Source organism: Methylomonas stagni (assembly GCF_050154735.1).
Taxonomy (GTDB): Bacteria; Pseudomonadota; Gammaproteobacteria; order Methylococcales; family Methylomonadaceae; genus Methylomonas; species Methylomonas koyamae_A.
Genome location: NZ_CP189557.1, coordinates 2,876,490 through 2,890,724, shown reverse-complemented (window position 1 = coordinate 2,890,724; position 14,235 = coordinate 2,876,490). Strand labels below are relative to the sequence as shown.

Genomic DNA, 14,235 nt, shown 5'->3' with positions numbered 1-14,235 from the left:
GTCATGGCAAAAGAAAAATTTGAAAGAAAGAAACCGCACGTAAACGTGGGCACGATTGGTCACGTCGACCACGGAAAAACCACGTTGACCGCCGCGTTGACGAAAGTAATGGCGGAACTGCAAGGCGGTGAAGCAAAAGCTTTCGATCAAATTGACAATGCGCCAGAAGAGCGTGCGCGCGGTATTACTATTTCGACCTCGCACGTTGAATACGAGTCTGCGTCACGCCACTACGCACACGTAGACTGCCCGGGTCACGCCGACTACGTCAAAAACATGATTACCGGCGCCGCTCAAATGGATGGCGCGATTTTGGTTTGCTCGGCCGCCGACGGTCCGATGCCGCAAACCCGCGAGCATATCCTGCTGTCTCGTCAGGTCGGCGTTCCGTACATCGTGGTGTTCCTGAATAAAGCCGACATGGTCGACGACGCGGAGCTGATCGAGCTGGTTGAAATGGAAATTCGCGAATTGTTGAATCAATACGAATTCCCCGGCGACGACACCCCCATCATTATCGGCTCCGCGCTGAAAGCGTTGGAAGGCGATCAAAGCGAAATCGGCGTGCAATCCGTCGTCAAGCTGGTTGAAGCACTGGACAGCTATATCCCTGAACCAGAGCGCGCGATCGACGGCAAATTCTTGATGCCGATCGAAGACGTCTTCTCGATTTCAGGCCGCGGTACCGTCGTTACCGGTCGTGTAGAGCGTGGGATTATTAAAGTGGGTGAAGAGGTCGAGATCGTCGGCATTCGCGACACGCAGAAAACCACCTGTACCGGTGTAGAAATGTTCCGCAAACTGCTCGATCAAGGCCAAGCGGGCGACAACGTAGGTGTCTTGTTGCGTGGCACCAAACGCGACGACGTCGAACGCGGTCAAGTTCTGGCTCACGTGAACAGCATCAAGCCACACTCGCACTTTAAAGCCGAAATTTACGTGCTGTCCAAGGAAGAGGGTGGTCGTCATACGCCATTTTTCAACGGCTATCGGCCGCAATTTTACTTCCGTACCACCGATGTCACAGGCGCGGTTGAATTGCCGGAAGGCGTCGAAATGGTGATGCCTGGCGACAACATCTCCGTCACCGTCAAATTGATCTCACCGATCGCGATGGAAGACGGTCTGCGCTTTGCAATTCGCGAAGGCGGTCGCACCGTGGGTGCCGGCGTCGTGGCTTCTATCATCGAGTAATTAACCATGGCAAATCAAACTATCAGAATCCAATTAAAGGCATTCGATCATAAACTCATCGATCAATCCGCCGGAGAGATAGTAGAGACAGCGAAGCGGACTGGCGCCCAAGTTAAGGGTCCGATTCCTTTGCCTACTAGAAAAGAAAGATTCACAGTACTTATTTCGCCTCACGTTAACAAAGATGCGCGCGACCAGTACGAGTTGAGAACTTATAAGCGGTTGCTTGATATAGTCGAGCCAACCGATAAAACTGTCGATGCCTTGATGAAGTTGGATCTGGCGGCTGGCGTAGATGTACAAATCAAGCTGAAATAAGCAGTAAGTAATAATTTTGAGGATTGGCAGATGTCAATAGGTCTTATTGGTCGTAAATGTGGTATGACCCGGATTTTTTGCGAAGACGGTTCAGCGGTACCAGTAACTGTGCTCCAAATTGACTCGAATAGGGTCATACAAGTGAAAAGTATCGAAAAAGATGGGTATCGTGCGGTTCAAGTTGCTGCGGGCGATATCAAGTCTTCGAAAGTCAATAGAGCAATGGCCGGTCACTATGCATCTGCCAACGTTACAGCGGGTAGGGGTTTGTGGGAGTTTCGGCTGAGCGACGAACAAGGTGTCGATTTGGCTCCCGGCGCATCTTTGGACGTAAATGTTTTTGAAGCCGGACAAAAAGTGGACGTGTCCGGCACAAGTATCGGTAAAGGTTTTGCCGGTACGGTTAAAAGGCATAACTTCCGTACTCAGGATGCAACGCACGGTAACTCGCGATCTCACCGCGTACCCGGTTCGAATGGTATGAATCAGACCCCTGGACGGGTTTTCAAGGGCAAGAAAATGTGCGGTCAGATGGGTGCGGTGAAAACCACGGTACAAAACCTGACGGTTCATTCTATTGACTCTGAAAGGGGGTTAATACTCGTTAGAGGCGCTGTACCCGGTGCTAAGGGCGGTGATGTCGTCATCACACCAGCAGTCAAGAAAGGTTAATAAGGTTAATTTATGAGTTTGCAAATACCTGCAATAAACGGTGGAGACGCAGCTCAAGCGCTCGATGTCTCTGAAGCCGTATTCGGTCAAGAATACAACGAGACGCTGGTGCATCAACTGGTAACCAAATACATGGCTGGGGCTAGGGCCGGAACAAAAGCGCAAAAGACTCGCTCGGACGTGAGCGGAGGCTGCGCTAAGCCGTGGCGGCAAAAAGGCACTGGACGTGCACGCGTTGGTAGCACTCGCAGCCCAATTTGGCGGACAGGCGGTGTTACATTTGCCGCCCAGCCGCGTTCGTACGACCAAAAGTTGAACAAGAAGATGTACAAAGTAGGCATACGCTCAATCTTTTCAGAGCTTTTAAGACAGGGGCGTCTTGCGGTTTGCGATGACCTCACTCCTGCCGTGCCAAAGACCAAAGAGTTCCTGAAAAAAATCAGCGGGATCGAGGTCAAACGTCTACTAGTAGTGGCTGAGGATTTGAACGAAAATCTGATTCTTGCTGCCCGGAATATTCCTTATGTCGCAGTTGTAACACCGACCAGCGTCGATCCGGTGTCTTTGGTTTCGGCTGACAAAGTCATTGCCACTGCGGCGGCGTTGAAACAAATTGAGGAGCGATTGGCATGAGTGCTCAAAAAATTAAGCTAGCAAATGTGCTGCAGGCCCCAATCATTTCAGAAAAAAGCACAAACGCTGCGGATCAAAACAACCAGTTCGTCTTTAAGGTTCAAAAAACTGCTAGCAAACTACAAGTAAAGCAGGCGGTCGAGCTCATGTTCAATGTAAAAGTCGAATCAGTTCGGGTTTTGAACGTGAAAGGAAAAATAAAGAGATTTGGACGCAGTATCGGTAAACGCTCTGATTGGAAAAAAGCATACATAAAGCTTGAATCCGGTCATAGCATCGAATTGGCAACGGCATAGTAAGTTTTAATTAGGTTAATTAGGAGCGGTAGAAGAGCATGGCTATTCTGAAATCAAAGCCGACATCTCCAGGTTCTCGGTTTGTAGTGCGTGTACAAAATAATGATTTGCATAAGGGTAAGCCATTTGCGCAACTACTGGACAAAAAAGGGAATACTGGCGGTCGTAATAACATGGGGCGAATCACCACGCGCCACATCGGCGGAGGACACAAAAAGTTCTACCGTATCATAGATTTCAAACGCAACAAGACAGACATTCCGGCTGTTGTTGAACGGATCGAATATGACCCAAATCGGACTGCGAATATCGCGTTGGTGTTATTTAAAGACGGTGAGCGCCGCTATATTATCGCGCCCAAAGGCATTGAGCTGGGTCAAGAAATACTGAGTGCCGAAACAACGCCAGTTAAACCAGGCAATTGCATGCCATTGCGGAACATGCCACTTGGCACGACTTTGCACTGCGTAGAGTTGCGGCCGGGTAAAGGAGCTCAAATCGCCCGGAGCGCCGGAACGTCGGTGCAATTGGTCGCGAAAGACGGCGCCTACGTTACAGTTCGCCTGCGATCCGGTGAGATGCGTAAGGTCTCCGCAGATTGCAAGGGTGTCGTCGGCGAAGTATCTAACTCCGAACATAACTTGATTTCGTTAGGGAAAGCCGGTGCGAAGAGATGGAGAGGTGTTCGCCCGACAGTGCGCGGTGTCGCAATGAACCCGGTCGATCATCCCCATGGTGGCGGTGAAGGGCGCACTTCCGGTGGTAGACACCCGGTATCACCCTGGGGTACCCCTACTAAGGGTTATAAAACGCGCAAAAACAAACGTACTGACAATATGATTGTCAGACGCCGTAAGCAAAAATAAGAGGTATCTGACGTGCCACGTTCAATTAAAAAAGGTCCATTTATCGATCACCACTTGTTGAAGAAAGTAGACGAAGCGGTTCGAACGAATAATAGGAAACCGATTAAAACCTGGTCTAGAAGGTCGATGATTAGTCCTGAGATGTTGGGGCTGACCATAGCGGTTCATAACGGAAAACTACACGTGCCGGTCTTGATTACCGAAAATATGGTTGGTCACAAGTTGGGTGAGTTTTCGCCAACGAGAACCTACAAGGGCCATATTGCTGACAAGAAATCGAGATAAGGAGTGAATGTGGAAGTATCAGCAAAATTGAGTAACGCTCCGCTGTCTGCTCAGAAGGCAAGATTGGTTGGCGATCAGATTCGCGGTTTGCCGGTTGAAAAAGCGCTAAACCTGTTGAATTTCAGCTCAAAGAAAGCCGCCGCAATTGTTAAGAAGGTTTTGGAATCGGCAATTGCGAATGCAGAGCATAACGAAAATGCCGATGTCGACGAGCTGAAAGTATCGACGGTCTTCGTGAATGAAGGCAGGACGTTAAAACGCGTAAGTGCAAGAGCTAAAGGGCGTGCAAACCATATCCTGAAAAGGACTTGCCATATAACCATTAAAGTAGCAGAGAAATAGAGGTAGAAAATGGGACAAAAAGTACATCCCACTGGGATTCGTCTCGGGATTGTAAAAGATTGGACTTCTAGATGGTACGCAAATAGCCAGAACTACCCTGTACTGCTGCTGCAAGATCTTAAGGTTCGCGAATACATAAAACAAAAGCTTGCGCACGCTTCAGTTAGTCGCGTTCAGATAAATCGTCCGGCGAACAACGCGAACATTACTGTGCATACTGCGCGGCCTGGTATTGTTATCGGCAAGAAGGGCGAAGACATCGATATTTTGCGACAAAATATTTCCGCAATGATGGGCGTTCCGGTTCAGTTAAATGTGGAAGAGATTCGGAAACCTGAACTAGATGCTTATTTGGTAGCGGAAAGTATCGCTCAGCAACTCGAAAAACGAATTATGTACCGCCGAGCTATGAAAAGAGCCGTTACGAACACAATGCGTTTAGGTGCCGAGGGTATCAAAATTACAGTCGCTGGACGGTTAAATGGTGCGGAGATCGCTAGAACCGAGTGGTATCGCGAAGGTCGAGTTCCTCTTCATACGTTGCGAGCCGATATTGATTACGGTACCGCCGAGGCGAAAACGACTTACGGCATTATCGGTATAAAAGTCTGGATATTTAAAGGTGAGGTGTTCGATATGGACGCCCATACAGCCTCTTTAAATGCCGAAAATAAGAAGTAGTTGAAGGAGTAAATTAGACATGCTTCAACCGAAAAGAACAAAATTTCGAAAACAACATACCGGCAGAAATAACGGCACAGCCTTGCGGGGTTCGTCTGTTAGCTTTGGCGAATATGGCTTAAAGGCGTTAAGTCGTGGTAGAATGACCGCCCGTCAAATCGAGGCGGCACGTCGGGCGATTAGTCGGCACGTAAAACGTGGAGGAAAGATTTGGATCAGAATCTTTCCCGATAAGCCTATCACCAAAAAGCCATTAGAAGTTCGGATGGGTAAAGGTAAAGGTAGCGTGGAATACTGGGTCGCTCAAATTAAGCCTGGTACCATGCTGTTTGAAATTGAGGGTGTTTCCGAGGAGATGGCTAGGGAAGCATTTCAGCTAGCGGCCGCGAAATTGCCGGTAAAAACTACTTTCTCTGCACGGACAATAATGTAATGAAAGCGTCAGAATTACGAACCAAAACAAAAGACGAACTCCTGACAAATCTACTGGAGCTGTCCAGAGAACAATTCAACCTGCGGATGCAAAAAGGCACTGGTCAACTCTCCAAATCCAGCCAAGTAAGGCAAGTCAGAAGGGACATCGCGCGGATCAATACTATTCTTGGCGAAATGGCGCGGGCTTAAATATGAACGAAAATGTAGATGGCGTACGCAAGGTAACGGGACGCGTCGTGAGCAACAAAATGGATAAAACAGCGTCGGTTCTAGTAGAACGATTGGTTAAGCATCCAGTTTACGGTAAATATATAAAACGCTCGACTAAGTTGCTGGTGCACGACGAAAATAACCTCTGCCAAGAGGGAGACATCGTCGCAATAGCCTCGTGTCGCCCTATTTCAAAGCGGAAATCTTTTACGTTGCTGGAAGTAGTTGAGTCTTCAGGCAAATAATTTAAATAAGTTGGGAATTTAAAAATGATTCAGATGCAAACTAGCCTTGACGTCGCCGATAATAGCGGCGCAAAAAAGGTCATGTGTATCAAAGTTCTAGGCGGGTCTCACCGCCGGTACGCCGGAATTGGCGATATTATAAAGGTGAGTGTAAAAGATGCCATGCCAAGAACTCGCGTAAAAAAGGGCGACGTCTATAACGCGTTGGTTGTGCGCACCAAACGAGGTGTGCGCCGTTCCGATGGCTCTGTCATCCGTTTCGACGGCAACGCTGCGGTCATTTTGAATAACCAACTACAACCGATCGGCACCCGCATCTTTGGACCTGTTACGCGTGAACTTAGGGGCGAAAAGTTTATGAAAATTATTTCATTGGCGCCAGAAGTCCTATAAGCGAGGGTTTACAGATGCAAAAATTAAACAAGGCGACGAAGTAATTGTCATCGTCGGCAAAGACAAGGGTAAGCTAGGAAAAGTTGCGAAAATCCTGGATAACGAAAAAGTCCTGGTTGATGGGATAAATGTGGTAAAGAAACATCAGCGTGGAAATCCGAATTTGGGCGTTTCCGGCGGAATCGTCGATAAGAATTTGCCGGTCCATATTTCAAATGTAGCCCTTTATAACCCAAAAACAAAGAAAGGCGATCGTGTCGGCTTTAAAGTCCTTGATGATGGAAAGAAAGTCAGATTTTTTAAGTCTACAAACGAGAACGTCGAGCTCTAAGGGTAATTAAAAATGGCTAGATTAGAAAAAAATACAAAGAGGAAATCGTTCCGGCTTTGGTGAACCAGTTCGGTTACAAAAGCGTTATGCAAGTTCCTAAGTTGACCAAAATCACGTTGAATATGGGCGTTGGCGGTGCCATCGCAGATAAAAAAGTGTTGCAATCCGCTGTGGCGGACATGGAAAAAATTTCAGGTCAAAAAGCCGTAGTTACTTTAGCTCGAAAATCAATCGCCGGGTTCAAAATTAGGGACGATATGCCGATTGGTTGTAAGGTTACATTGCGGGCGGATCGCATGTACGAATTTTTAGATCGCTTGATTACAATATCAATTCCTAGGATTCGCGATTTTCGCGGTATGAGTTCTAAAAGTTTCGACGGGCGTGGAAACTATTCTCTGGGTATTAAAGAGCAAATCATTTTCCCCGAAATCGACTACGACAAGATCGATGCACTTCGCGGTATGGATATTTGCATTACGACAACGGCGCAAACAGATGAAGAAGGCTTGGCGCTGTTGAAACTTTTCAATTTTCCATTCAAAAACTAGAGGCGCAACGATAATGGCTAAAAAATCCATGATAGCGCGCGAATCGAAGCGCGCTGGTTTGATTAAAAAATTCGACACAAAAAGAAAAGAGTTAAAAGAAATTATTCGTTCGCCTGGTTCTTCGTTTGACGAAAAAGAGGCTGCTCAATTACAACTTCAAAAACTACCAAGAGACTCCAGCAAGTCGCGGTTACGCAACCGTTGTAACTTGACCGGGCGTCCGCACGGTTTCTACCGTAAATTCGGACTCGGTCGGAACAAATTAAGGGAAGCCGCCATGCGCGGTGACGTTCCTGGTTTGACTAAAGCAAGCTGGTAAGTCCGGTTATAAAAGAGTTTTTGGAGATTAATTTATGAGCATGACAGATCCAATTGCAGACATGCTGACCAGGATAAGAAATGGTCAAGCGGCTGGCAAAAAAAGCGTCAAAGTACCTTCGTCGAAACTTAAATTGGCAATCGCAAAAGTTTTGAAGGAAGAAGGCTACATTAGCGATTATAAAACCGAGGTTAACGGTACGCATACCGAAATGACCGTTGATTTAAAATATCACAACGGCGTCCCTGTAATCGAAAATGTAAAGCGTATTAGTCGTCCCGGCTTGCGTATCTACCGATCAAAAGACCAATTGCCAAAAGTATTGGGCGGATTGGGCATTGCTATCGTTTCTACATCCAGCGGTGTTATGACTGACAGAGCGGCGCGCGCGATCGGTCACGGCGGCGAAATTATCTGCACCGTTTGCTAATCATTCCGAGGTAAGTTATGTCGCGAGTCGCAAATTCGCCGGTTACCGTCCCAGCCGGTGTAGAAATCAAATTGGACGGAAAAAACATGTTAGTTAAAGGTAAGCTGGGTGAATTAGCCTTTACTTTGAACGATGCTGTTGACTTAGAATTGCAGGATAATCTTATCCGAGTGAAGTGGGATGCCGATTGCAAAGGCGCGAAAGCGCATGCGGGCACGACGAGAGCTTCTATTAGCAATATGGTCGTGGGAGTTTCGGACGGCTTTGTTAAAAAAATGCTTTTAGTTGGTGTTGGTTATCGGGCTCAGGTTAAAGAGAGCCTACTAACACTAGCGCTCGGTTATTCCAACCCAGTCGAATATCCGATTCCTGACGGGATTACTATCGAGGCGCCAACTCAAACGGAGCTACTGGTTAAAGGTCGCGATAAACAACGAGTTGGACAAGTCGCTTCTGAAATTAGAGCGTTACGTCCACCGGAGCCCTACAAAGGCAAAGGAGTGAGAATCGCCGATGAATATGTCGCTCGCAAAGAAGCTAAGAAGAAATAGGTGAAGTGATGGATAAAAAGTCATCAAGAATGAAAAGAGCGTTGCGCTTACGCTCTAAAATTAAAGCTCTGAACGTTAATAGGCTAACAATACACCGCACTTCTCAGCACATTTATGCGCAAGTCTTGAGTGCGGACGGAAAGTCCACATTGGCCGCCGCTTCTACGGTTCAAGGCGATATTAAGAGCGCGTTATCCAACACGAGCAATATTAAAGCCGCATCTGAAGTTGGGCGCGTAGTCGCTGAAAGAGCGTTGGCTGCTGGCGTCACCGAAGTCGCGTTTGACCGTTCGGGTTTTAAATATCACGGTCGCGTAAAGGCACTTGCTGATGCCGCCCGCGAAGCCGGACTGAAGTTTTAAGGGGTTATCATGGCAACAGCACCATCTCAAGGTAGTACAGACGGATTACAGGAAAAACTCGTATCGGTAAGGCGGGTTGCAAAAGTAGTGAAAGGCGGACGGGTATTCGGCTTTGCAGCTCTGACCGTGGTTGGCGACGGCGATGGCCGTGTTGGCTACGGGGTTTCCAAAGCGCGCGAAGTTCCGGTCGCCATTCAAAAATCGCTGGAGCAAGCCAGAAAGAACATGCGCAAAGTCGCGCTTATTAACGGCACGTTGCAATATTCCGTCATGTCAGATACGGGGGCTGCGAAGGTTTACATGCAACCGGCTTCGGACGGTACCGGTATTATTGCCGGCGGTGCTATGCGAGCTGTGTTTGAAGTGGTTGGCGTGCACAATGTATTGGCAAAATGCATCGGTACCAGTAACCCGATTAACGTCGTTAGAGCGACTATTAACGGGTTGACCTCGATGAAAGATGCCAAGCAGATCGCCGCTAAACGTGGCCTATCCGTTGAACAAATAACAGGATAAGTAAATGTCTGACAAAGTATTGAGCGTCACGATGACCAAAAGCAAGAACGGTCGCTTGAAAAATCACCAAGAGTGTTTGAAAGGGCTTGGGCTGAGAAAAATTAGGCAGACTGTGCGAGTCATCGATACCCCTGAGAACCGCGGCATGATTAATAAGGTCGCGTACATGGTTAAGGTCGAGGAAGTCTAATGTTTTTAAATACTATCCAAGCATCCGAAGGTGCTAGAAAAAAAGCCAAACGTGTGGGCCGCGGTATCGGCTGTACTGATGGTAAGACTTGCGGAAGAGGGCATAAAGGTCAAAAAGCACGGGCTGGCGGTTTTCACAAAGTTGGCTTCGAGGGCGGTCAGATGCCATTGCAGCGTCGTTTGCCTAAAGTCGGATTCACGTCTCATCTTAAGAAATTTACCTCTGAAGTAAGGTTGTCAGAAATCAATTCGCTTACTGATGATATCGTTGATATCCAGGTCTTAATTGCGAACAACGTTGTCCCTGTTTTCACAAAAAAAGTCAAAGTCGTGAACACTGGCGTTGTTAATCGTGTTTTTACGGTTAAAGGGTTGGCTGTAACGGCGGGTGCGGTATTAACTATCGAAGCTGCTGGCGGCAAAGTAGAGGCGTAACGTGAGTGCGAAAGGGTTTGATGTGGCAGCCGGCACGTTTCGGTTTGCGGAGTTAAAATCGCGGTTGTTGTTTGTCTTGGGTGCTTTCGTGGTGTATCGCGTAGGCGCTCATATTCCCGTGCCAGGCATCGATCCTAAAGCGCTTGCTACCATGTTTGAGCAGCAATCGGGTTCTATATTGAACATGTTTAACATGTTCTCTGGCGGGGCTTTGATGCGGCTCAGTTTATTCGCCTTAGGGATCATGCCCTACATTTCAGCCTCTATTATTATGCAGCTGATGACAATAGTCATTCCTGCGATGGAGCAGTTAAAGAAGGAGGGTGAATCCGGTCGTCGTAAGATTTCTCAGTATACCCGCTACGGCACGGTAGTGTTGGCTATGTTTCAATCGGTAGGGATTTCTGTCGCGTTACAGAATCAGACGGCGGGCGGTTTGGCTGTCGTTATACAGCCGGGTATCGGGTTCGTCGTGGTAACCACAATTACGCTGGTCACTGGCACGATATTTTTGATGTGGCTAGGCGAGCAAGTAACCGAGCGCGGCATAGGTAATGGCATATCCCTGCTTATATTCGCAGGTATTGTTTCCGGATTGCCGTCGGCTATCGGAGGGACTCTTGAGCTTGCGAGAACTGGCGAAATGAATGGTGCTTTTATCGTGCTGTTGTTCGTACTCGCAATCATAGTTACGGGGATTGTCGTCTTTGTAGAGCGAGGGCAAAGGCGTATCACAATCAACTACCCAAAACGTCAGCAAGGGAATAAGGTTTACGGCGGTCAAAGCTCCTTTCTTCCTCTAAAGTTGAACATGGCCGGGGTGATACCGCCTATCTTCGCGTCCAGCATTATTCTGTTTCCAGCCACTATAGCCGGTTGGTTCGGAAACGTCGATGGATTTGCCTGGTTGCAAGACATTTCTTCGGTGTTGTCTCCAGGACAACCCATTTATGTGCTTTGCTACGCTATTGCTATCGTTTTTTTCTGTTTTTTCTACACAGCGTTGGTGTTCAATTCGAAAGAAACAGCTGAGAATCTGAAAAAGTCCGGGGCTTATCTTCCAGGTATTCGGCCAGGCCAGCACACAACGCACTATATCGATAAAGTCATGACCCGGTTGACATTAATCGGAGCGGTTTATATCACTCTAATTTGCTTGTTACCCGAGTTTTTAATTGTATATTGGAATGTTCCTTTTTCCTTTGGCGGTACTTCTTTGCTGATTATCGTCGTGGTTGTGATGGATTTCATATCGCAGATGCAAACGCATTTGATGTCGCAGCAATACGAAGGATTAATGAAAAAAGCCAATTTGAAAAAGTCTTAACTTAATTTAGGAGTCAGCGATGAAAGTGCGCGCCTCAATAAAAACTATCTGTAAAAGTTGTAAAGTGATCAAGAGAAATGGTGTGGTCCGCGTGATTTGCAAGGACGGACGTCATAAACAGCGTCAAGGCTAATTTGTTTTTGTGATTTATTTTTCGGAGTGATATAATCCTCCGTTTAACCTAATAGCACTGTGTTTGGAGTATCTGAATGGCTCGTATTGCCGGTATTAACGTGGCTGACCATAAGCATGCGGAGATCGCGTTAACAGCGATTTATGGGATTGGCAGGCAGACTGCTAGAAACATCTGCGATCAAATCGGGGTGTTGCCAACCGTTAAAATTAAAGACTTGACCGAAGAACAAGTTGAAGCAATCCGGAAAGTCATTTCAGGTATGACTGTAGAAGGCGACTTGCGTCGTGAAGTGTCTATGAATATTAAGCGTTTGATGGATTTGGGCTGCTATCGCGGGATCAGGCATCGGCGTGGGCTGCCTCTCAGAGGGCAGCGAACCAGAACCAATGCCAGGACTCGTAAAGGTCCTAGAAAACCAGTTACCAAGTAAGATTTCCAGAAAGGCAAGTTAGATGGCAACCCAAAATCGAGTAAAAAAGCGTGTTAAGAAAGAAGTCGCTGATGGCATAGCTCATGTCCATGCTTCGTTCAACAACACTATTGTTACTATAACTGATCGCAAAGGCAATGCGCTGTCTTGGGCGACGTCCGGAGGCTCAGGCTTTCGCGGATCCAGAAAGAGTACACCCTTCGCTGCTCAGGTAGCCGCCGAAAAGGCTGGCGCTGTTGCTCAGGAATATGGCATGAAAAACCTCGATGTCATGATTAAGGGGCCCGGACCCGGAAGAGAGTCGGCTGTTCGGTCGCTTAACAGCATGGGTTTTAAAATTTCAAACATCGTGGACGTCACTCCCATTCCTCATAATGGCTGCCGTCCACCAAAAAAACGTCGCGTTTAGGATAGTGGAGTAAACAATGGCAAGATATCTTGGCCCTGCTTGTAAACTGAGCCGTAGGGAAGGTACTGATTTATTTTTGAAAAGTAGAGGTAAATCTCTAGAGGCCAAATGTAAGTTAGATCAACGACCCGGGCAGCATGGCGCTAAACGTACAAGAAACTCCGACTACGCGCTGCAGTTAAGGGCGAAGCAACGGTTGCGCAGAATTTACGGCGTCCTGGAAAAACAATTTAGAAATTACTATAAAGCCGCAGACCAAAAGAAAGGCGCGACTGGTCAGAACTTGCTGAATTTCCTGGAAAGCCGCTTGGATAACGTGGTTTACAGAATGGGTTACGCGGCTACCCGCGCTGAGGCCCGTCAACTGGTATCTCACAAAGCGGTAATTGTGAATGACAAGTTGATCAACATTCCGTCGTTTCAAGTCTCGGTTGGCGACCAAATCAAAATCAGGGAAAAGTCAAAAACTCAGCAACGCATTAAAGATGCGTTGGTCGTCGCTGAACAATACGGGTTCCCGGCTTGGGTAGAAGTGAACGCTAAAGAAATGAGCGGTGTGTTCAAATCCGTACCAGATCGTATCGATTTGGGTTCGGACATCAACGAACAGTTGGTTGTCGAGCTTTACTCCAAGTAAAAAATAAGTCCAGGATTTAATCTATGCAGAGTTCTATTGGCGGCCTTTTAAAACCCAGACTAGTCGAGGTTGTTAACGAAACGGCCAACCACTCAAGAATCGTTATTGAGCCTTTAGAGCGCGGTTTTGGGCATTCTTTGGGTAACGCGTTGCGCCGTGTCATGTTGTCGTCTATACCCGGTTGCGCGGTTACCGAAATCTCGATCGAAGGCGTTTTGCACGAGTTTACTACGCTGGAAGGAGTTCAAGAAGACGTCATCGACATCATTTTGAATTTGAAAAAGCTTGCGGTGGTAGTGCATTCTCGGGACGAAGTCACGTTGACTCTCTCCAAGAAAGGAGTTGGTTCTGTTTCGGCTGGCGACATCGATTTGCCCCATAATGTTGAGATCATAAATCCTGAGTTGGTGATCGCCAATATCACGCAACCGGAATGCGCGCTGAACGTCAAAATTAAGGTTGAGCGTGGTCGCGGTTACGTACCCGCCAGCATTAGAAAGGAACAAAATGAAGACGCCCCGGTTGGCGTTTTGATGGTCGACTCGTCATTTAGCCCGATTGTTAAGGTTGCATACCACGTCGAGAGTACGCGTGTTGAGCAGCGCACGAACCTGGATCGGTTAGTAATCGAACTGGAAACGAACGGCACAGTTGATCCAGAGCAGGCTATTAAGTTAGCTGCTTCCATTCTCCATGATCAATTGTCGGTTTTTGTTGATTTCGAGAAAGTTAACGAAAGGGTGGAAGAAGAAGTTGTTATCGAAGAAGAAACCTTCGACCCTATCCTATTGCGTCCAGTAGACGATCTGGAGTTGACCGTAAGGTCTGCAAACTGTTTGAAGGCAGAGAATATTTTCTACATTGGGGATCTTATACAGCGCACCGAAGTTGAGCTATTGCGTACCCCTAACTTGGGAAAAAAATCGCTTACCGAAATCAAGGATATCTTGGCCATTAAAGGTCTGTCGCTAGGTATGAGGCTTGAAAACTGGCCGCCAGAGAATTTGGCCGATCAGTCACAATCAGGCATTTGAAATATAAG

Annotated in this window: 27 protein-coding genes and 1 pseudogene; all 28 read left to right on the top strand. The window is 47.4% G+C overall.

Annotated elements, in window-relative coordinates:
* Positions 1 to 3: 3 nt before the first annotated feature.
* The 28 genes and pseudogenes from tuf to ACP4CD_RS13240 all read left to right on the top strand — a co-directional run bounded on the left by tuf (position 4) and on the right by ACP4CD_RS13240 (position 14,227).
* Complete coding sequence (gene tuf, locus ACP4CD_RS13375) at positions 4 to 1,194, top strand: elongation factor Tu (RefSeq protein ID WP_281022268.1); 1,191 nt, start codon at positions 4 to 6, stop codon at positions 1,192 to 1,194.
* 6 nt (positions 1,195 to 1,200) lie between these two features.
* Positions 1,201 to 1,512, top strand: a complete 312-nt coding sequence (gene rpsJ / locus ACP4CD_RS13370) for a 30S ribosomal protein S10 (RefSeq protein WP_020484801.1) — start codon at positions 1,201 to 1,203, stop codon at positions 1,510 to 1,512.
* Between the two features lie 30 nt (positions 1,513 to 1,542).
* Positions 1,543 to 2,184, top strand: a complete 642-nt coding sequence (rplC, locus tag ACP4CD_RS13365; RefSeq protein ID WP_064027404.1) for a 50S ribosomal protein L3 — start codon at positions 1,543 to 1,545, stop codon at positions 2,182 to 2,184.
* Positions 2,185 to 2,196: 12 nt separating this feature from the next.
* On the top strand, positions 2,197 to 2,817 hold the full coding sequence (rplD, locus tag ACP4CD_RS13360; RefSeq protein WP_071158636.1) for a 50S ribosomal protein L4: 621 nt from the start codon (positions 2,197 to 2,199) through the stop codon (positions 2,815 to 2,817).
* Positions 2,814 to 3,113: a 50S ribosomal protein L23 gene (gene rplW / locus ACP4CD_RS13355; RefSeq protein ID WP_064027399.1), complete on the top strand. Its 300-nt coding sequence runs from the start codon at positions 2,814 to 2,816 to the stop codon at positions 3,111 to 3,113. Before rplD ends, rplW begins: the two co-directional genes overlap by 4 nt.
* A gap of 38 nt (positions 3,114 to 3,151) precedes the next feature.
* Positions 3,152 to 3,979: a 50S ribosomal protein L2 gene (gene rplB / locus ACP4CD_RS13350; protein ID WP_064027397.1), complete on the top strand. Its 828-nt coding sequence runs from the start codon at positions 3,152 to 3,154 to the stop codon at positions 3,977 to 3,979.
* A 12-nt stretch (positions 3,980 to 3,991) separates the two neighbouring features.
* Positions 3,992 to 4,264 (top strand): 30S ribosomal protein S19, encoded by a 273-nt coding sequence (rpsS, locus tag ACP4CD_RS13345; RefSeq protein ID WP_064027395.1) that lies wholly within the window; start codon positions 3,992 to 3,994, stop codon positions 4,262 to 4,264.
* Between the two features lie 9 nt (positions 4,265 to 4,273).
* Positions 4,274 to 4,606 (top strand): 50S ribosomal protein L22, encoded by a 333-nt coding sequence (gene rplV, locus ACP4CD_RS13340; RefSeq protein ID WP_071158639.1) that lies wholly within the window; start codon positions 4,274 to 4,276, stop codon positions 4,604 to 4,606.
* Between the two features lie 9 nt (positions 4,607 to 4,615).
* Positions 4,616 to 5,287 (top strand): 30S ribosomal protein S3, encoded by a 672-nt coding sequence (rpsC, locus tag ACP4CD_RS13335; RefSeq protein WP_071158634.1) that lies wholly within the window; start codon positions 4,616 to 4,618, stop codon positions 5,285 to 5,287.
* A 19-nt stretch (positions 5,288 to 5,306) separates the two neighbouring features.
* The gene (rplP, locus tag ACP4CD_RS13330; protein WP_064028927.1) at positions 5,307 to 5,720 is read left to right on the top strand and encodes a 50S ribosomal protein L16; all 414 of its coding nucleotides are present in this window, start codon (positions 5,307 to 5,309) and stop codon (positions 5,718 to 5,720) included.
* On the top strand, positions 5,720 to 5,911 hold the full coding sequence (gene rpmC / locus ACP4CD_RS13325; RefSeq protein WP_064028925.1) for a 50S ribosomal protein L29: 192 nt from the start codon (positions 5,720 to 5,722) through the stop codon (positions 5,909 to 5,911). Before rplP ends, rpmC begins: the two co-directional genes overlap by 1 nt.
* 2 nt (positions 5,912 to 5,913) lie before the next feature.
* Entirely contained in the window at positions 5,914 to 6,177 is a 264-nt protein-coding gene (gene rpsQ, locus ACP4CD_RS13320; RefSeq protein ID WP_071158632.1) for a 30S ribosomal protein S17, read from the top strand.
* Between the two features lie 24 nt (positions 6,178 to 6,201).
* On the top strand, positions 6,202 to 6,570 hold the full coding sequence (gene rplN / locus ACP4CD_RS13315; RefSeq protein WP_064028920.1) for a 50S ribosomal protein L14: 369 nt from the start codon (positions 6,202 to 6,204) through the stop codon (positions 6,568 to 6,570).
* A gap of 22 nt (positions 6,571 to 6,592) precedes the next feature.
* A complete protein-coding gene (rplX, locus tag ACP4CD_RS13310; RefSeq protein WP_426994682.1) occupies positions 6,593 to 6,901 on the top strand; it encodes a 50S ribosomal protein L24 in 309 nt (102 codons plus the stop codon).
* Between the two features lie 12 nt (positions 6,902 to 6,913).
* Positions 6,914 to 7,452: pseudogene (rplE, locus tag ACP4CD_RS13305) on the top strand (50S ribosomal protein L5).
* Between the two features lie 13 nt (positions 7,453 to 7,465).
* A complete protein-coding gene (gene rpsN / locus ACP4CD_RS13300; protein ID WP_064028913.1) occupies positions 7,466 to 7,771 on the top strand; it encodes a 30S ribosomal protein S14 in 306 nt (101 codons plus the stop codon).
* Positions 7,772 to 7,805: 34 nt separating this feature from the next.
* On the top strand, positions 7,806 to 8,201 hold the full coding sequence (rpsH, locus tag ACP4CD_RS13295; protein ID WP_064028911.1) for a 30S ribosomal protein S8: 396 nt from the start codon (positions 7,806 to 7,808) through the stop codon (positions 8,199 to 8,201).
* A gap of 17 nt (positions 8,202 to 8,218) precedes the next feature.
* Positions 8,219 to 8,752 carry a 50S ribosomal protein L6 gene (gene rplF, locus ACP4CD_RS13290; RefSeq protein ID WP_426991266.1) on the top strand — a complete coding sequence of 178 codons (534 nt, stop codon included), beginning with the start codon at positions 8,219 to 8,221 and terminating at the stop codon, positions 8,750 to 8,752.
* An 8-nt stretch (positions 8,753 to 8,760) separates the two neighbouring features.
* Positions 8,761 to 9,114, top strand: coding sequence for a 50S ribosomal protein L18 (gene rplR, locus ACP4CD_RS13285; protein ID WP_071158630.1), 354 nt, complete (start codon positions 8,761 to 8,763; stop codon positions 9,112 to 9,114).
* A 9-nt stretch (positions 9,115 to 9,123) separates the two neighbouring features.
* Complete coding sequence (gene rpsE / locus ACP4CD_RS13280) at positions 9,124 to 9,630, top strand: 30S ribosomal protein S5 (protein WP_064028903.1); 507 nt, start codon at positions 9,124 to 9,126, stop codon at positions 9,628 to 9,630.
* A 4-nt stretch (positions 9,631 to 9,634) separates the two neighbouring features.
* Entirely contained in the window at positions 9,635 to 9,820 is a 186-nt protein-coding gene (gene rpmD / locus ACP4CD_RS13275) for a 50S ribosomal protein L30 (protein ID WP_064028900.1), read from the top strand.
* On the top strand, positions 9,820 to 10,254 hold the full coding sequence (rplO, locus tag ACP4CD_RS13270; protein ID WP_426991265.1) for a 50S ribosomal protein L15: 435 nt from the start codon (positions 9,820 to 9,822) through the stop codon (positions 10,252 to 10,254). Before rpmD ends, rplO begins: the two co-directional genes overlap by 1 nt.
* 1 nt (position 10,255) lies before the next feature.
* Positions 10,256 to 11,581, top strand: coding sequence for a preprotein translocase subunit SecY (gene secY, locus ACP4CD_RS13265; protein ID WP_175463714.1), 1,326 nt, complete (start codon positions 10,256 to 10,258; stop codon positions 11,579 to 11,581).
* Positions 11,582 to 11,600: 19 nt separating this feature from the next.
* A complete protein-coding gene (rpmJ, locus tag ACP4CD_RS13260; RefSeq protein WP_082885534.1) occupies positions 11,601 to 11,714 on the top strand; it encodes a 50S ribosomal protein L36 in 114 nt (37 codons plus the stop codon).
* 76 nt (positions 11,715 to 11,790) lie between these two features.
* Positions 11,791 to 12,147, top strand: a complete 357-nt coding sequence (rpsM, locus tag ACP4CD_RS13255; RefSeq protein WP_064028896.1) for a 30S ribosomal protein S13 — start codon at positions 11,791 to 11,793, stop codon at positions 12,145 to 12,147.
* A 22-nt stretch (positions 12,148 to 12,169) separates the two neighbouring features.
* A complete protein-coding gene (rpsK, locus tag ACP4CD_RS13250) occupies positions 12,170 to 12,556 on the top strand; it encodes a 30S ribosomal protein S11 (protein ID WP_064028894.1) in 387 nt (128 codons plus the stop codon).
* 16 nt (positions 12,557 to 12,572) lie between these two features.
* Positions 12,573 to 13,193 (top strand): 30S ribosomal protein S4, encoded by a 621-nt coding sequence (gene rpsD, locus ACP4CD_RS13245; protein ID WP_064028892.1) that lies wholly within the window; start codon positions 12,573 to 12,575, stop codon positions 13,191 to 13,193.
* A 23-nt stretch (positions 13,194 to 13,216) separates the two neighbouring features.
* Positions 13,217 to 14,227, top strand: coding sequence for a DNA-directed RNA polymerase subunit alpha (locus ACP4CD_RS13240; RefSeq protein ID WP_426991264.1), 1,011 nt, complete (start codon positions 13,217 to 13,219; stop codon positions 14,225 to 14,227).
* Positions 14,228 to 14,235: the final 8 nt, after the last annotated feature.

Excerpts from the sequence above, each read along its gene's own strand:
- tuf (WP_281022268.1), top strand. The coding sequence starts at position 4 with ATGGCAAAAGAAAAATTTGAAAGAAAGAAACCGCACGTAAACGTGGGC.
- rpsJ (WP_020484801.1), top strand. The coding sequence starts at position 1,201 with ATGGCAAATCAAACTATCAGAATCCAATTAAAGGCATTCGATCATAAA.
- rplC (WP_064027404.1), top strand. The coding sequence starts at position 1,543 with ATGTCAATAGGTCTTATTGGTCGTAAATGTGGTATGACCCGGATTTTT.
- rplD (WP_071158636.1), top strand. The coding sequence starts at position 2,197 with ATGAGTTTGCAAATACCTGCAATAAACGGTGGAGACGCAGCTCAAGCG.
- rplW (WP_064027399.1), top strand. The coding sequence starts at position 2,814 with ATGAGTGCTCAAAAAATTAAGCTAGCAAATGTGCTGCAGGCCCCAATC.
- rplB (WP_064027397.1), top strand. The coding sequence starts at position 3,152 with ATGGCTATTCTGAAATCAAAGCCGACATCTCCAGGTTCTCGGTTTGTA.
- rpsC (WP_071158634.1), top strand. The coding sequence starts at position 4,616 with ATGGGACAAAAAGTACATCCCACTGGGATTCGTCTCGGGATTGTAAAA.
- rplP (WP_064028927.1), top strand. The coding sequence starts at position 5,307 with ATGCTTCAACCGAAAAGAACAAAATTTCGAAAACAACATACCGGCAGA.
- rpmC (WP_064028925.1), top strand. The coding sequence starts at position 5,720 with ATGAAAGCGTCAGAATTACGAACCAAAACAAAAGACGAACTCCTGACA.
- rpsQ (WP_071158632.1), top strand. The coding sequence starts at position 5,914 with ATGAACGAAAATGTAGATGGCGTACGCAAGGTAACGGGACGCGTCGTG.
- rplN (WP_064028920.1), top strand. The coding sequence starts at position 6,202 with ATGATTCAGATGCAAACTAGCCTTGACGTCGCCGATAATAGCGGCGCA.
- rpsN (WP_064028913.1), top strand. The coding sequence starts at position 7,466 with ATGGCTAAAAAATCCATGATAGCGCGCGAATCGAAGCGCGCTGGTTTG.
- rpsH (WP_064028911.1), top strand. The coding sequence starts at position 7,806 with ATGAGCATGACAGATCCAATTGCAGACATGCTGACCAGGATAAGAAAT.
- rplF (WP_426991266.1), top strand. The coding sequence starts at position 8,219 with ATGTCGCGAGTCGCAAATTCGCCGGTTACCGTCCCAGCCGGTGTAGAA.
- rplR (WP_071158630.1), top strand. The coding sequence starts at position 8,761 with ATGGATAAAAAGTCATCAAGAATGAAAAGAGCGTTGCGCTTACGCTCT.
- rpsE (WP_064028903.1), top strand. The coding sequence starts at position 9,124 with ATGGCAACAGCACCATCTCAAGGTAGTACAGACGGATTACAGGAAAAA.
- rpmD (WP_064028900.1), top strand. The coding sequence starts at position 9,635 with ATGTCTGACAAAGTATTGAGCGTCACGATGACCAAAAGCAAGAACGGT.
- rplO (WP_426991265.1), top strand. The coding sequence starts at position 9,820 with ATGTTTTTAAATACTATCCAAGCATCCGAAGGTGCTAGAAAAAAAGCC.
- rpmJ (WP_082885534.1), top strand. The coding sequence starts at position 11,601 with ATGAAAGTGCGCGCCTCAATAAAAACTATCTGTAAAAGTTGTAAAGTG.
- rpsM (WP_064028896.1), top strand. The coding sequence starts at position 11,791 with ATGGCTCGTATTGCCGGTATTAACGTGGCTGACCATAAGCATGCGGAG.
- rpsK (WP_064028894.1), top strand. The coding sequence starts at position 12,170 with ATGGCAACCCAAAATCGAGTAAAAAAGCGTGTTAAGAAAGAAGTCGCT.
- rpsD (WP_064028892.1), top strand. The coding sequence starts at position 12,573 with ATGGCAAGATATCTTGGCCCTGCTTGTAAACTGAGCCGTAGGGAAGGT.
- ACP4CD_RS13240 (WP_426991264.1), top strand. The coding sequence starts at position 13,217 with ATGCAGAGTTCTATTGGCGGCCTTTTAAAACCCAGACTAGTCGAGGTT.